Consider the following 14,810-nt stretch of genomic DNA (forward strand, 5'->3'; position numbering starts at 1 on the left):
ATATGTTACTTAAAGGTGAGTTAATGCTGGCTTTTTAGCACTAGCATCTAGCAATACGGCTATTATTTATATTATCTATAGTTAATTTTGGTAATAGTGCTATGGCAACACTTAATCAAGAAGTTACTTTTGATAAATCGCTGCAACTGGTCTCAACAACTGACCTTCAAGGTGATATCACTTATGCAAACGAGGCCTTTTGTGAGGTGGCCGGTTACTCATATGAAGAGTTGTTGGGGCAACACCACAATATTGTTCGCCACCCAGATATGCCCAAGGCCGCTTTTGCCGATTTATGGAAGAAGCTTAAAGCGGGTGAAGCGTGGCGAGGCATGGTAAAGAACCGCTGCAAAGACGGTCGCTATTATTGGGTAGATGCTTACGTTACGCCGCTCTATGAGGAAGGCCAGCATATTGGTTACCAATCGGTGAGAGTGTCGCCAAAATCAGAACACAAACAGCGAGCAGAGATGATTTACCATAAGCTAAATAATGGTAAACATATTGAACCACTATGGAGTGGCAGGGTAGCAAGGGTATGGGCGTCTGCCATTATTTTGCTGATGGGCTTACTTTGGGTGTCGATGAATATAGACAGTCGTTATGCTTTGCTAGAATTGCTGTTTGTGGCCAGTTTATTTTTTCTTAATTTTAATGAGTTAGTAACAACGCCATGGAAACTCAATAAGCTTAAGCAGTCGTTTGATAGCCCTAGCCGTTATATCTATGAAGGCACCGAACTGTTTGATGTGGCTCGTTTCCATATTGGTTTATTGGAAGCGAGAATTAAAACCATACTTGGTCGCACAGCAGATTCAACCAAGCGCTTACAGATCCTTTCCAAAGAACTCGCCACCATTTCTATCACCACCAGTAAAGCTGTCGATATTGAAACTGTAGAATTAGAGCAGTTATCTGCGGCCATTCATCAAATGTCGATGACCGCGTCAGAGATCAGTAACTCCACGGTAACCGCTACCGATAAAGTGGGTGAAACTCAAAAACACTGTGAGCAAACCCAGATCAATATGAGTGAAACCCGTCAGCAGGTAGAAACCTTGTCTGAGGATGTAAAACAAGCGGCAAACTTAGCCAAAGAGCTAACCGATGATGCTGATGGTATTGCTAAGGTGATGGAAGAAATCCAAGGCATTGCTTATCAAACTAACCTTCTAGCTTTAAATGCAGCCATTGAAGCGGCACGAGCGGGGGAGAAGGGCAGAGGTTTTTCGGTGGTTGCCGATGAGGTAAGGGCGCTCTCTAATCGCACCCATCAAGCCACAAGTTTAATCGAGCAGTCGGTGGATAAAATGCAAAATAGCTTAGCATCTTGGGAAGACAGAATGACGCATAGTAGTGGCCAAGCTGAGCAGTGCTTACTAACCGCATGTCGTAGCTCAGAATTGGTGGCTGACATTTCTAACATGATGAATGAGGTGCATGACGTTTCTACCACCATATCTGTGGCTGCCGAGCAACAGTCTGTGGTGAGTGCCAATATTTCGGAAAATGTGGCTAAAATCAGCCAACTCAGTCAAGAAACCAAACATCATGCGAGTGAACTTAAAACCAGTAGTAGCGAGCTGGCTAAAAAGTCTAATGACATAGCTTCACTGTCGGATATGTTTGCCTAAACCTTAGTTACTGTAACTACTAATATTTACCTCTGCGGCCTTATCGCGCAGAGGTACAAGCGATCGATAAGTAGGCGAATGGTACCAACTCTCTAGTTGTTCAATACTGGCAAATTCGATCACTACGCTTTGCTCAAATTGACTAGAGCCCGCCAGTTGCTTATGCCATTTACCGCGTAGCAATACCTTGGCTTTATAAGGAGTTAACGACTCTCCCACAGCCTTAACATATTGTTGCCAAAGGGTCGGATCTTTAATGTTAACTTGTCCCAACAAATACGCTGCCATAATGCCTCAAAACTTGTTTTCCTTATTGCTTTTAAAGCTAGCCTTAATATGCTCACTTGGAAACCAATAAAATATCTAAATAAAGCGTAATGGTCTTTTCTCTAAGCGCTTGTATACTTTTGATATGAGTGAAGAAAATTTAGCACTGGTATTAGCCGGTCCAATCTTAAGACAAATCAGCACTACTAAGCTGAGCATGTGGATTGCCACCTCGCAGGCCTTAGAGCTACAACTTAGCTTGCAAGCAAAGGGCAAGCCGCCACAGTTGTTTGATCATCAGCAAATCATGCAAACTAGCCAATGCATTTGTGCTGGTGAGCGTCTTTATTACTACTTAATTGATCTAGAACTTAAATCGGCTTTGCCTGTCGATACTTGGGTTAGCTACGATTTAGGTCTTATTAAAGCTGGTGAATCGGAGCCTTTAACATGGCGAGATTGGGCACCCGAATTGGTGTATCCACCGCACAATTTACCAGGCTTTGTGGTACCTAATAAAGTAAAGCAAATGCTGCATGGCTCATGCCGTAAACCGCACTTTGCTAGTGGCGATGGTTTGGTAAGAGCAGATGCTTGGTTAGCCGAACAAGAGTTAGATAACTGGCCAAGTTTGCTAATGCTAAGTGGCGATCAAGTGTACGCCGACGACGTTGCTACTCCTATGCTAGTTGCTATTCACCAGTTAATTGCCCGTTTAGGTTTGGCGAATGAGCCTTTTCAAGACAGTAAACTAGCCGCTAGTGAACAGCTTCATGCTCAAGGGCATTACTTGTCTCGCCAAGAGTTATTGCCTAAAGAGGGAGTAGAGCTGGCAGCTAATAAAGCTTTATTTAGTGCGGTAAAGAAACCTATTTTCACCTCTGATCATGCTAACAATCATTTGATTTCTTTGGCCGAAATGCTCGCCATGTACTTGTTAGTGTGGTCACCCAGCGCTTGGCCGAAACTGGATATGAGCCCGCCAGACTCATTAAGTTTGGATCAACTGGACGAGTTTGTTAAGCAGCGCGAAACCCTTGATGGCTTTGTTGCAGGTTTAGCTAAAGTGCAGCGCTTATTGGCGCATTTGCCTTGCGCAATGATGTTTGATGACCATGATGTCACCGACGATTGGAATTTAACCGCAGCTTGGGAGCAAAGTGCCTACGGTCATCCGTTTTCTAAACGTATTATTGGCAACGCTTTAGTGGCCTACTTTCTGTGCCAAGGCTGGGGCAATGCACCAGACAACTTTTCAGCGAAGTTGATGGGCGAACTACAAGCGAGCTTGCTGGCTCCTGGTGGTCAGCAACACATAGCGCTGATCGATACGCTACTTAGCTACCCTCAGTGGCATTACCATTGGGATACCGAACCTAGGTTACTGGTGTTGGATACTAGAACTCACCGCTGGCGCTCGGAGCGTAACCTTAATTCACCCTCGGGTTTAATGGATTGGGAAGCGCTTACCGATTTACAGCAGCAATTGATTGGGCTAGATGCCGTTATATTAGTTTCCCCTGCACCGATGTTTGGGGTAAAGCTTATTGAAGTGATTCAGCGCCTATTTACCTTGGCAGGAAAACCACTGCTGGTAGATGCAGAAAACTGGATGGCGCATCCTGGTTCGGCAAACGCGTTATTAAATTTATTTCGTCACCCGAAAACGCCACAGCACTTTGTGATTTTGTCTGGTGATGTGCATTACTCTTTTGCTTATCAAATTCAACTGCGTGGCAGAGAAGGTGGGCCCGATATTTGGCAAATTACTAGCAGCGGCATAAAAAACCAATTTCCCGAAGGCTTGCTTAATACCCTCGATCGGATCAATCGCTGGCTATATTCACCTCGCTCACCACTTAACTGGTTTACTCGTCGCAGACGAATGCGGATTGTGCCTCATCGACCAGAAAATGCTGCACGTGGTGAGCGCTTACTTAATGCCTCCGGCATTGGTTTGCTTGAACTCAATAGCGATGGCTCTCCCAAGGCGGTGCTGCAATTAACGGCCAAAGGAGAGGCGATAGCGTTTGAAATGTCCGAGCAAGACGCCCGTTGGGAATAGATTTTTTTGTAACTGATTCATTTTTATTGAAAATAAATTGCGTGTTGCTTGGTCTAGTTAAAAAGGCAGTATTTTTTAGTTAATAAAAGGCGGACTATGCAACAAACCAAGGCCACAATGTTTATCCTAGGCATGCAACACGCTTGGGTAAAATTTGGCTGGCTGTTGCTGCTAATTGTTGCCTTGTTGGGCTTGCCCAAACTCAACTTGCAGCCCAGTATTCAAGCCTATTTCTCTAAGAATGATCCAGAGCTTATTGCTTTAAGTAAATTTGAGCAGCAGTTTGGTGCTGTTGCTAATCTTCAGGTTTTGCTCATCGGCTCTCAAAGCTGGACCAGCCCACATCAACTCGCTTTGCTCCAGAGTATTAGTCAGCAGTTATTGCTGCTTAAGGGAGTCGAAACTGTTAGCCCAACTACCGATTTAGCCTTGCAATCGGCCTTGCCTCCCGCACTAGCAAAACAGCTAGTTAGCGAAGATGGCTTAAGTGTATTGCTTAGCCTAAATGTAGCGCCAAATATTGCTGAACAGGCGAAGCTTGTACCAGAGTTTTTCTCGCAGCTTGATAGTGTGCTGCAAGAGTTTGCAGCTGAAGGAGTTTCTTATCAATACGCTGGAGAGCTAGCGCTAAGTCAACAATATCTTAAGGTATTGAAGCATGATTTGAGCTGGTTTGCTCCTGCGCTGATCATCAGTTTTGCATTGCTATTTACTTTGGTTATTCGCAATCTGCGGTGGTTAGCTGCCATGGCCAGCTGCGCCCTATTTAGCTTGCTACTTACTTTGGGGTTAAGTGGGTGGTTAGGTTTAAAACTGGCGGCGATTAGTGCTTTTATTCCTTTGGTGATAATTAGTCTAATTATGGCCTATTGCAGCCATTTATATTTTGCATGGCGAGAACAGTTAGTAGTGAGCAATGATAGCTATCAGGCTATATTGGGCGCTTTGGAGCACAAGTTCTCACCTTTGCTTTGGGGTGCGTTAACCACCGCTGCAGGTTTCTTATTATTGAATCTAAGTCCTTCACCACCGATTGCTGATTTTGGCTTAATGGTGGCATTTTCAGTGTTAGTTAATGGCTTAGCCTGTTGCTCCCTGCTGCCTTGGTGGCTAAAAGGCATTACATGTTCAAAAAATATAAACACACAACAACCCGCTAAATTAGTTAACTTTTCTCTTTTGCTTAAGTATCGACGCGTTATTTTTCTGATCGCACTTGTTGTGAGCTTAGTGGCGGGGTGGGCGGTAAGTCAGCTGCGCTTTGACGATGATCCCTTGAACTACTTTAAAGCCGATAATGCTTTCTCTTTGAGCAGGGATAAACTGCAGCAACAGTTTTTAGGTTTACATAGTGTGCGTTATCAGCTCAGCGAACAAAGCGATGACCCCTTGGCTCGCTCAGAGCCATTAAGCCGATTGCTAGGCTACTTAAATCAGCAAGCTGAAGTTCGCCAAGTAAACAGCAAACATGATTGGTTAGATTGGTTTGCGCATGACCCTACAGCAATTATGAGTATGTCTACAGTGCAGCAAAGTGGACTTGATTTAGCTAAACAGGCAGAGTTAATCACGGTATGGTTACAGCCTTTAAGCAATCGCCAGCTTATTGAGTTTGAGCAAGGTGTCGCACAGTGGGCGGCGGCTGAGCAAATCCAATTATCACCGGCTTATAGCAGCAACCTCATTTTTGCTAAGTTTAACCAAGCTAATGGCCAAGCGATGTTGCTGTCTTTTAGCCTGGCTTTCTTGTTAGTGGCCTTGGTGGTGCTAGTGTTAAAACGCAGTGGATATCTAATGGTGCTAGCACTGCTGGCTAACGCCATTCCGCTATTATGGGTATTTGCTCTATGGCAACTATTTGGCCAACACTTAAGCTTAGGCAGTGCGGTGGTAATGGGCATGATGCTCGGCATAATTGTAGATGATAGTTTGCACATATTGCTTAAGGTTGATCCGGTTCGTGGTGGTGCCCAACTGCAGCAAGGTATGGCTAGCATTACTCCCGCTTTATTGCTCACTTCTGGGGCGCTAACAGTTGGTTTTGCCTTAGCTTATCTATCTGATTTTTTGCCTATTCAGCAAATGGGTTTGCTCTCAGCGCTTACCCTGTTACTAGCCTTAATGGTGGACTTATTGATACTGCCTTTGTGTTTACCTCATGCTAAAAGCCGCTTGTCAGCAGAGTTAGGGGGGCAGCCATGAAACGACATGCTATGGGCAATTGTTTTGCCGCCAAGCTAGCGACACCGAGCTTAAACTTGCAGCACCCTATTGCCAGTTGGAGCAAGCAATATGCAGGCTCACCATTAGAGTTTTCTTCAGCACACACCGAGGCGCTCGCGATACTTATGCCGCTATTATTGTGCGGCGAACAATCAGCCCAGTTGGTGTTTCAGCAGCAAGCATTGCAATTTAGCCAGCAACAATGTGCCGATTCAGTATTAGCCTTAAATGAAGTAGAAGCCGATGAAGCGTGGCATGACGAAGCGCTACAAACGGTATTTTCTCAACTGCCAGAGCTTGCAGAACAGCATAAGGTTCGCCGTACTGCGCAGCGATTTTATGCTGGCTTAGGCCGCAGTTTAAGCTTACAGCAGCAGTTTGTGCGAATTGCCAGTTTAGATGCCTGTGTAACCCAGCTCATGCAGTTGATTGAGCGCGGCAGTATTGGCAGTCGTCATCCTTTTTCTCTGCTATGCGGCTTAATTAAAAAAGACGAAGCAAAGCATGTGTATGTTAGCAAGCACTTTGCTCAGCATCTTGGGGCAAGTGTGAGTGACATGGCAGAAGAGCGTTTGTGGGTGCTTGGTGCATTAATGCAGCTGCTCAAACAGCAAGCCGATCAGTTTGAAATTATAGGCGTTGATTTGGATAAGCTAGAAAAAAGATTGGAGCTAAAATGGCAGTAAAATTTGCAAGCCATTCATTAAACTTATTGGCTGCTAACTGGTTTGTGCCACATCAGCCAGTCGCTAATGAACAGTTGTTAGGCTACATGGCGGAGCAATGTGGTTGGCGCATGGCACGTAAAGCCAAAATTATTGCCAGACGTTTAGGGGTGGAGCGGCGCTTTTTAAGCCGCAGTTTTGCCCAGCCACGCAGTCAAGCTTCGCCAACTGGCGTGGATATGGCAAAGCAGGTGCTACAACAGTGTTTGCAGCAGTCGGATTTACAGGTTGAGCAACTAGGGTATTTGTTAAGTCATACCTGTACGCCGCACACCCAAATTCCGCCCAATGCAGCATGGTTGGCCGATGAGTTGGCGTACCACGGCGCTTATGCCGAACTTCGCCAAGCTTGTACCGGTTTTGCCAATGGTTTGCAGCTAGCTAGCGCGTTATGTGCCGCAGACCAAGCGCCAGTGGCTATTGTGGGCAGTGAAACGGGCTCGGTGTATTTCGATTTAGATAAGCAATTTGTCGATCAGCAACAGTTAGTGAATTTTGTGCAAATGGGTGACGGTTGTGGTGGAGTTATTGTTGGCCCTGCGAACCAGCCAGAGCGATTAATCAAAGATATTTACCTGGGGCAAATTGGGCATAACAAAGCCCCTGGCTTTTACTTAGATGCAGGGGCTAATACTGTTGGTGAGGGCAATATGGCGCGTTTTCATCATAATATTACTCAGGTGAAGGAAACTGGCTCACAGTTATTTGAATTAGGCTTGGAAGCAGTGCTGTCGCGGGGTTATCAACTCAGTGACTTTAGGTACATTTTGCCGCATCAAGCTAATGGCCATATCGATAAACTACTGAGCAAAGCACTAAACTACCCAAAAGAACAAATCATTAATGATGCAAAACTATTCGGTAATCTTGGTTCGGCGGCTATTTGGTTAAGCTTTGCTCGCTTACTTGAGAATTGCCCCTTAGAGACTGGAGACCAAGTGTTGGTGTTAGGCGCTGAAGCGACAAAATACCTTTATGGTGGTTTTGTTTATCAGCATTAGAGTTTTATTTGGCTGATTTTTTCTGTGAGTTAACGCGGTACTTGTTGGTTTATTTTGCGAGTAACTATCTCACTGTTTCATTCTGTTTCACTCTCTTTTGAAGTACTTCAATTTTTGCCAATTTAACTCAGGCTGAAAGCTAGGTTGCCCTTCACTAAGGGTAAGATTAAGAATTGTTGGAGTGAATTGATTTCAGGGTATTTAAGGGTGGGCAAAGTATGCAAGTAGCGGGTAAATGGGCATTAGTGACTGGGGCAAGTCGAGGCGTGGGTTTACGCATTGCCAAAGCACTAGCCGCTAAAGGTGCCAAAGTAATTGTGCATAGTCGAAGCTTAAGCGCATCACAAAAAGTGGTAGATGAGATTACCCGCCTGCAAGGCTTCGCGGTTGCGGTAGAGGCCGAACTGTCTGATAACCAAGCAATAGCGAGTTTGGTGACTCAAGTTAATCAATTAACTCATCAATCTTTGACAGTGTTATATAACAATGCCGCAATTATGACCCCTTGGCGAGATGACGCAGTGGTTCCTGCCTCAGATTATGCCTTAAGTTTTCAAGTAAATTGCATTGCACCAGCAAGTTTATGTGACGCCTTTTTACCGCAAATGAAGCAACAAGGTGAGGGACGTATAGTTAATGTTACCTCTGGCATTGCCGACCAACCCCAGCTTATGGCTTATAGCTGTTCTAAAGCTGCCTTGGATCGTTATGTGCGCGACATGCTGCCCAGCTTAGCTGGCAGCTGTGTATTAATGAACTTAATGGATCCTGGTTGGTTGCAGACCGACTTAGGCGGAGAGCAAGCGCCAAATCATCCAGATTCAGTATTACCGGGCGCTTTGGTCCCGGTATTACTTGATGAAGAGGCAGGTAGTGGCCAGCTCTACTGCGCTCAGGATTACCGTTAAGTTCAAACCCCAAGTGTAGGTGGTAGGTGGCCTCGGCCAGTTTTTTCTTTGCTGGCTACAATCAACATATACATGCTGGTACTAGCCAAGACCAACGCAACATACAAGGGCAGTTTAAGCGCCAAGCTTTGAGTGGATTCGGCCAGCAATGGGCCGCTTATTGAGCCGATGCTATAGCTAATTAGCATTAATTCAGTGATGGCGACAATTTTCTCCGCTGGCACATTTATACAAGCTTGAGATATCGCGATGGGGTAAATAGAAAATGCCGCCGCTCCTAATACAAGTAAGCTTATTGACAAGGCTAACCAGGAGTTAGCCATGGCTATAGCCAAAGCAGCTAGTACGCCTATGGCTGCAGCAAAAGCCTGTAACAAGGTTTTGTTTAATCGTGCCGATAAATAGCTACTTAAGGGTTGAACCAACATTCCACCAAGTACTAAGCTTGCCATTAACACTCCTACCTTGTTGCTCCACTGAGTTGAGCTACTTAAATAGCTGGGCATCAGCCCGTAGATTGGGCCCAGCACCAAACCGGATACAATGCAGCCGATAAAGGCTGGCTTACTTAAGCTTGAAAGCTCCTTGATAGACACAGCGCTATGTAAAATCTGGTGGGGTTTGGCTGTGCGCGTAAACAGTGCCGCCAAAATAGCTAAAGCCAGCAAAGTCGCAATGCTTAAAAAGGGCACTAAGCCCGCGGTCCCGATTGGCTCAATTAACAACTGACCAACAGCGCTACCAGCGTAAAGAGTCAGCATGTAAATACCCAAGCGAGAGGCTCGTTGTTTGTCGTCATCCACCAGTAAAAGCCAAGATTCAACCACCACAAAAATACCTGCGGTTGCCACACCAGCCAGTAAGCGCAGGGCTAGCCATGCGCTCGCATAAGGAAGCAAGAACATCAATAAAACTGTGGCGAGCAATATTAATAAACAAAGGATGAAGGCCATCCGATGGCCAATAGCTGCGATTAAGCGTTGCGCTTGTAAGGCGCCGAGTAACAAACCTGTGTAATACGCACTAGCCAACCATGCACTTAACGACAGTGTAAGCGCTAAGGCTGTTAAGGCCAGTGGTAATAGGCTCATGAGGTAGCCTGAGGCTACCGCAAATAAGCCCAAGCCTAACAATGGGCTAAGGATCCCTGAGCTGGGCTGGTGTGCAGAATTGTTTAACATGGCGTACCTACAAACACGATTAATAGACAGTGCTTTATCCAAAGCCGCGCGATAATGTCAGTAAGTTCGCTTACGTTGAAACAAAGAATTTTTGTGGTAACGATAAGAAAGTTTTACTCGGTAGGGAAATAACGTATTTACCCTTTAAGGTATTGTTTATTAGCGGTTATTTGTTTTGCTGGGTGGTTTTTGCTAGCTGTGAAATAGATTGACGAAAGTAGGATTTTTTAGCACATTTAAATGGCGAAAAAAGCTCAGCTTAGCTAACTTTTTGTCGCGCAATATAGCCTGTAATATTTTTAGTTAAATTAGGTTACCAGCGATGAGATTTTCAAGATTTGATGATATTGATGAGTGGGAAGAAGAAGATAAAGCCGCTCAGATTAAACACGCTAAAAAAGCCAAAAATAGTTCGCGTACTCGGCGCAGAATAGACGAGTATCATGAGCAAAAACAGTTGGCTTCGTATTTAACGGATTTCAGCTCATTTTCTTAAATACGATTAATGGCGAGACAGCTAAGCTAGCTCAGTTAAGTGCCTAGCGATAAAAAGAGAACGCCACTGCTGAGTGGCGTTTTTGTTTGCAATTAGGCGTCGTCTTCGGCCAGTTGCTTGGCTAAAGTAAAGGCTTCGATTTCTTCACCTACTAAGTTTTCATCTAAGTCTATGGCCACCAATACCTTGTCTTCATCAAGGCTTGGTAACCATTCTTCAAAAAACTCTTCAAGTTTAACGGCTACTGGCTGATAGCTCGCCCAATCTTCAATACATAAGGCTTGCGCATTTGCTTGCTTAGAAAATAGCGGCATTACGTCGGTGGCTTCAAATTCGATGGAATCCACCACGACAAATTCATCATCGGCGCTAAGCACCCAAAGCTCCCCTGCAGCAATTACTGCTTGGCTAAAGGCTGATAGATTTGTTTCTGAAGTAGACATGTTTTGCTCCGTGGTTGTTAGCTCGCGCTAGTTGCGCATATTGAACTTATACGCAAGCAATATAGCCTAAAGATGGCATATTGGATGCGTTAAATAACTAACTGAGCATGAAGGTTTAGTTAAGGGAAGCTTAGGTCTATTGATATTTTAGTGAGAGATAGTGGGAGAGTTGTGTTAAATGAAGCTCGCTCTGAAAAGCAAATAGACGGTAAAGGTATGGGCTAAGCCACTTAAAAGTGGCTTAGGAGTTTAGTTTGTTATTTCTTTTTACGGCGGCTTGCAGCGAAGCCTAATAAACCTAGGCCTAACATTAATGCACTAGTTGGTTCAGATACCTGGCTAGGCAGTACTTGGGTTTGATTGGCGATAGTCATATCGTCAAATCCAAAAACGTCCGTAGAATTAGTATTGCCGAAAGTGATTTTAGTGAAAGGGTTTAGTGTGTCGATGATACCCCAGTAAAGTAGCGTGCCATCCGGAGCATTAGTTGAATTGTCGACAGTATAGCTGGTAGATGAACCGCTTAAAAAATCTAGTGTGATTTGTCCGCCAAAATCTCCGATATCAGTACCGTAGAAGCCGAAAGCTGAAATTGCTTGTGAGAATTCAATAGTAAAGTTTTGGTTTGTTTCCCAAAACTTGGTTCCCGAAGTTGCGAAGCGACCATAGCCTCCATTATCAATGGCGCCTGATCCAGATAAGGTCGCAGTTCCTGCCGCACCAAAATCCGCGGTTAGCGGGCCACTACTGCCTGTAGAGAAAGACTCAAAATCTTCTGTTCCGGCACCTACTAGTGATGCAAAAAAGTTATCTTTAGCGGCACTACTGTTTGCTGTACTAGTGCCGGGGTTAAGGTCTTCTCCAAAAAAGATAACGCTAGCGTTGGCTGATGCCGAAAGTCCTAGGAGGATAGAAGAAATTAGTATTTTTTTCATGCAGTTATTCCCTTACTTGCTATTGATTAAAAAGTTAATCAGCGGGTAAGCATTTTTCATACCAAATGATTATATGTATATAATTCAATGGTTTGAGGTTTCTGTTTGGCGAGGGTGCCTATAAAGTGTAAAAAAAACAAACACCTACAGTTTATTAGTAGAAATACTAAAACATTAAAGACTAATACTTATGAACACGCTTAAATGCAGTATCCAAGTATTTGGCTTAGTAAATTGTGATTAGATTGTAGGTTTCTTGCTGTTAGCGCGCAAAGCTCTTTTACGCGCTTTCTTTTTTTGAGCTGAGCGCGAATTACGTTTGTTAGAGGGTGCGGGCTGGCTTAAATCGGGCTCAAAGCCAGGGTACCATTGCTGAGGTAATCGGCGGTCGAGTTGGGCTTCTAAATCGTGCAGTAAGTGTTCGTCGTCAACACACAACAATGTAATGGCAACGCCGCTTTGCCCTGCGCGACCAGTACGGCCAATGCGGTGGATATAGTCTTCATTTTTGTAAGGTAGCTCTAGGTTGATCACACAGGGCATATTTGCGATATCTATCCCCCGAGCCGCTACATCTGTTGCGACCAAGAGGCGTATTTCGGAAGCCTTAAATTTAACTAAATTTTGTTCGCGGGCGGCTTGGCTTAAGTCTCCATGTAAAGCTGCAGCGCTTATATCGTTTTGAATCAGCTGTTTAACCAGTTTATCCACGCCTTGTTTGGTGCGGCAAAATACCAAGGCTTGCTGCCAACTGGCTTTTTTAGCTAATTGGCAAAGTAATGCGGCTTTTTTATCTTGGTCAACGTTGTAAACGCGTTCTTCTATTTTTACTACCTTGCTATGGGCTTTAGCAATATCTAGTTGTTTGGCTTGGTTTAACCAAGGTTTAGCAAAGCGGTAAATACTCTCATCTAACGTAGCCGAGAACAGCATGGTTTGGTGCTGCTGCGGTAAATACTTGAATAGGGCTCTTAATTCATCTTTAAAACCAAGGTCGAGCATGCGGTCGGCTTCGTCTAATACCAAATGTTGTAAGTGTTTTAAGTCACAGGAGCCGCGTTTTAAGTGATCTAACATTCGGCCAGGAGTCGCCACCACTATGTTGCAGGCTTGCTTAAGAGCTAATTGCTGCTTTTCTATACTCACACCGCCATACACCAATGCGCAATTAAGCTCGCAGCCTTTAGCGTAATTTTCTAGGTTTTGGTGCACTTGCTGAGCCAACTCACGAGTGGGTGTGATGATTAAGGCTTGGATATGGTGAGTACGTTCTTGTTGGCTAAGGGCTTGCAAAATAGGCAAGCAAAACGCTGCGGTTTTGCCGGTGCCGGTTGGGGCACAGGCCATTAAATCATGACCAGCCAACGCCAAAGGGATGGCTTGCTGTTGAATCTCGCTAGCTTGTTGATAGCCCAAAGCGCTAAGGTTTTTAAGTAGCTTAGGGTTGAGAGGCAATTGGTTAAATGTCATTGGTTCTTATAACACGCTGATTGAGGCTGAGTTAAGTATACCTAATCGCTAACAAAGCTACTGGCTTTTGTTTTTATTGGCTTTTTTGTCACTTATTAGCTGGGACTCGCTAACGCCAGATTATCTATTTGAGACTACACTATAACTACACCTAGCCAGAGGGTTAGCAAACGAATAGTGAAGGAACCTTATGTCGCTCAAATGGCTAGTCTTGCTAATTGTCTCTTTAAGTTTAAGTTGTGTTGCCCAGCCGCTTAGAGTGTCTTTGCTGTTAACACCCAAGCAACGCGATAGTTTTCATTTTGTATTTGAGGCTTTTACTCAAGAGACTGGCATTCATATTCAAACGATTATTCGCAGTGATGAAGACTATAAAAGCGAGATCGATAAGTGGCTTAAAGGGGGAGAAAACTCACCCGATGTGCTGCACTGGCAAGCTTCTGAACGCTTGTTTCAGTTTTCTCGTAAGGGCCTGATAAGGCCAATTAATCATGTTTGGCAAGAGTTAAAACTTGCTGATAGTTTTGCTCATTTACAAAGTGGAGTGAGTGAAGAAGGGCAGGTATATGCCTTGCCTTTTGCTTATTATCACTGGGGTATTTTTTATCGAAAATCACTTATCGATAAACATGGTGGCCCGCAACGTTTTTGGGAAGATTTTGTTCGTCAATGCGAACAGCTTAAACAAGCTGGTATTACCCCCATTGGTATTGGTACCAAAAACTATTGGCCAGCCGCAGCTTGGTTTGATCATTTAAACCTGAGAATAAACGACCTTAGCTTTCACCAGCAATTACTTCGAGGGGAAGTCTCTTTTTTATGATCCTCGATTAACACCAGTCTATGAACAATGGGCCTCGTTAATCAAACTCGGCTTCTTTAATGCTGATCATCATGATTACGCATGGGATGAAGTATTACCCATTTTTTACCGAGAACGGATAGCATTTTTGTTGTTAGGTAATTTTGTAGCCACCAAGTGGCCAGCTAAGTTGGAAGACGATATTGGATTTATGCCATTTCCGGTGCTGTATGATCTACCCACCTATGAGGTGGCTCCCACCGATGTGTTTATGATTGCTCAACACACCAAGAAGGTGTACCAAGCTGAAGAGTTTATAAAGTATATGGCAAGGGCAGAGGTACAAGCCCAAATAGCTGAAGGCTTAGGCTATATACCTGCTTCTACTGCGTCAGAAGTGAGTAGTGATAGTTTAGTGAGTGAAGGCGCGAGTATGCTAAAGGAATCTATTGGCGTATCGCAGTATTTTGATCGCGATACCATTCCTGCGTTTGAACAAATCGCGGTAAAGGCTTTTACTCGGTTTTTAGACGATGCAGATATACCGCGCTTAAAGCGCGATTTAGAGCAGGCAAGGCAGTTTGCATTTAAGCTTTCTGCAAGCCTTCCCAAGTCTAAGCTGTAAACAATTATTTCCAACTCTCATCTTAAGGGCTTTAT

General features: G+C 44.4%; 13 protein-coding genes and 1 pseudogene. 9 read left to right on the forward strand and 5 right to left on the reverse strand.

Features of this window, described 5'->3' with window-relative positions; all coding sequences use genetic code 11:
• Positions 1-101: 101 nt before the first annotated feature.
• Positions 102-1,634, forward strand: a complete 1,533-nt coding sequence (locus LQZ07_RS06380; protein ID WP_152780211.1) for a PAS domain-containing methyl-accepting chemotaxis protein — start codon at positions 102-104, stop codon at positions 1,632-1,634.
• 3 nt (positions 1,635-1,637) lie between these two features.
• Here the strand turns inward: LQZ07_RS06380 and LQZ07_RS06385 are convergent, their stop codons facing one another.
• Entirely contained in the window at positions 1,638-1,922 is a 285-nt protein-coding gene (locus tag LQZ07_RS06385; protein ID WP_152780209.1) for a DUF1330 domain-containing protein, read from the reverse strand.
• 124 nt (positions 1,923-2,046) lie between these two features.
• Between LQZ07_RS06385 and LQZ07_RS06390 the strand changes: the two genes are divergently transcribed.
• From LQZ07_RS06390 to LQZ07_RS06410, 5 genes are all read left to right on the forward strand, one after another.
• Positions 2,047-3,966, forward strand: a complete 1,920-nt coding sequence (locus LQZ07_RS06390; RefSeq protein WP_152780207.1) for an alkaline phosphatase D family protein — start codon at positions 2,047-2,049, stop codon at positions 3,964-3,966.
• Between the two features lie 96 nt (positions 3,967-4,062).
• Positions 4,063-6,168: an RND family transporter gene (locus tag LQZ07_RS06395; protein WP_152780205.1), complete on the forward strand. Its 2,106-nt coding sequence runs from the start codon at positions 4,063-4,065 to the stop codon at positions 6,166-6,168.
• Entirely contained in the window at positions 6,165-6,875 is a 711-nt protein-coding gene (locus LQZ07_RS06400) for a hypothetical protein (protein WP_152780203.1), read from the forward strand. Before LQZ07_RS06395 ends, LQZ07_RS06400 begins: the two co-directional genes overlap by 4 nt.
• Complete coding sequence (locus tag LQZ07_RS06405) at positions 6,866-7,915, forward strand: 3-oxoacyl-ACP synthase III family protein (RefSeq protein WP_152780201.1); 1,050 nt, start codon at positions 6,866-6,868, stop codon at positions 7,913-7,915. Before LQZ07_RS06400 ends, LQZ07_RS06405 begins: the two co-directional genes overlap by 10 nt.
• 218 nt (positions 7,916-8,133) lie before the next feature.
• On the forward strand, positions 8,134-8,823 hold the full coding sequence (locus LQZ07_RS06410) for an SDR family oxidoreductase (RefSeq protein ID WP_152780199.1): 690 nt from the start codon (positions 8,134-8,136) through the stop codon (positions 8,821-8,823).
• A gap of 2 nt (positions 8,824-8,825) precedes the next feature.
• On the opposite strand, the gene LQZ07_RS06415 is transcribed toward LQZ07_RS06410, so the two are convergent.
• Positions 8,826-10,004: an MFS transporter gene (locus LQZ07_RS06415; RefSeq protein ID WP_152780197.1), complete on the reverse strand. Its 1,179-nt coding sequence runs from the start codon at positions 10,002-10,004 to the stop codon at positions 8,826-8,828.
• Between the two features lie 322 nt (positions 10,005-10,326).
• On the opposite strand from LQZ07_RS06415, the gene LQZ07_RS06420 reads away from it, so the two are divergent.
• Positions 10,327-10,500 carry a PA3496 family putative envelope integrity protein gene (locus LQZ07_RS06420; RefSeq protein ID WP_194164066.1) on the forward strand — a complete coding sequence of 58 codons (174 nt, stop codon included), beginning with the start codon at positions 10,327-10,329 and terminating at the stop codon, positions 10,498-10,500.
• Positions 10,501-10,592: 92 nt separating this feature from the next.
• Here the strand turns inward: LQZ07_RS06420 and LQZ07_RS06425 are convergent, their stop codons facing one another.
• The 3 genes from LQZ07_RS06425 to LQZ07_RS06435 form a co-directional block, all read right to left on the reverse strand.
• The gene (locus LQZ07_RS06425; protein ID WP_152780195.1) at positions 10,593-10,943 is read right to left on the reverse strand and encodes a DUF2750 domain-containing protein; all 351 of its coding nucleotides are present in this window, start codon (positions 10,941-10,943) and stop codon (positions 10,593-10,595) included.
• 257 nt (positions 10,944-11,200) lie between these two features.
• Complete coding sequence (locus LQZ07_RS06430; protein WP_152780193.1) at positions 11,201-11,878, reverse strand: PEP-CTERM sorting domain-containing protein; 678 nt, start codon at positions 11,876-11,878, stop codon at positions 11,201-11,203.
• Between the two features lie 240 nt (positions 11,879-12,118).
• Entirely contained in the window at positions 12,119-13,348 is a 1,230-nt protein-coding gene (locus tag LQZ07_RS06435; RefSeq protein WP_152780191.1) for a DEAD/DEAH box helicase, read from the reverse strand.
• A gap of 190 nt (positions 13,349-13,538) precedes the next feature.
• Between LQZ07_RS06435 and LQZ07_RS24560 the strand changes: the two genes are divergently transcribed.
• Positions 13,539-14,171, forward strand: a complete 633-nt coding sequence (locus LQZ07_RS24560) for an ABC transporter substrate-binding protein (protein WP_152780189.1) — start codon at positions 13,539-13,541, stop codon at positions 14,169-14,171.
• A 28-nt stretch (positions 14,172-14,199) separates the two neighbouring features.
• Positions 14,200-14,775, forward strand: a pseudogene (locus LQZ07_RS24565) (extracellular solute-binding protein); the annotation flags it as partial.
• Positions 14,776-14,810 lie beyond the last annotated feature (35 nt).

It is taken from the genome of Agarivorans sp. B2Z047 (assembly GCF_023373605.1).
Classification (GTDB): Bacteria; Pseudomonadota; Gammaproteobacteria; order Enterobacterales; family Celerinatantimonadaceae; genus Agarivorans; species Agarivorans albus.

Bases quoted from the DNA above. Each gene is read 5' to 3' on its own strand.
- LQZ07_RS06415 (WP_152780197.1), bottom strand. From the start codon at position 10,004: ATGTTAAACAATTCTGCACACCAGCCCAGCTCAGGGATCCTTAGCCCA.
- LQZ07_RS06410 (WP_152780199.1), top strand. From the start codon at position 8,134: ATGCAAGTAGCGGGTAAATGGGCATTAGTGACTGGGGCAAGTCGAGGC.
- LQZ07_RS06380 (WP_152780211.1), top strand. From the start codon at position 102: ATGGCAACACTTAATCAAGAAGTTACTTTTGATAAATCGCTGCAACTG.
- LQZ07_RS06390 (WP_152780207.1), top strand. From the start codon at position 2,047: ATGAGTGAAGAAAATTTAGCACTGGTATTAGCCGGTCCAATCTTAAGA.
- LQZ07_RS06400 (WP_152780203.1), top strand. From the start codon at position 6,165: ATGAAACGACATGCTATGGGCAATTGTTTTGCCGCCAAGCTAGCGACA.
- LQZ07_RS06385 (WP_152780209.1), bottom strand. From the start codon at position 1,922: ATGGCAGCGTATTTGTTGGGACAAGTTAACATTAAAGATCCGACCCTT.
- LQZ07_RS06395 (WP_152780205.1), top strand. From the start codon at position 4,063: ATGCAACAAACCAAGGCCACAATGTTTATCCTAGGCATGCAACACGCT.
- LQZ07_RS06405 (WP_152780201.1), top strand. From the start codon at position 6,866: ATGGCAGTAAAATTTGCAAGCCATTCATTAAACTTATTGGCTGCTAAC.
- LQZ07_RS06435 (WP_152780191.1), bottom strand. From the start codon at position 13,348: ATGACATTTAACCAATTGCCTCTCAACCCTAAGCTACTTAAAAACCTT.
- LQZ07_RS24560 (WP_152780189.1), top strand. From the start codon at position 13,539: ATGTCGCTCAAATGGCTAGTCTTGCTAATTGTCTCTTTAAGTTTAAGT.
- LQZ07_RS06425 (WP_152780195.1), bottom strand. From the start codon at position 10,943: ATGTCTACTTCAGAAACAAATCTATCAGCCTTTAGCCAAGCAGTAATT.
- LQZ07_RS06430 (WP_152780193.1), bottom strand. From the start codon at position 11,878: ATGAAAAAAATACTAATTTCTTCTATCCTCCTAGGACTTTCGGCATCA.
- LQZ07_RS06420 (WP_194164066.1), top strand. From the start codon at position 10,327: ATGAGATTTTCAAGATTTGATGATATTGATGAGTGGGAAGAAGAAGAT.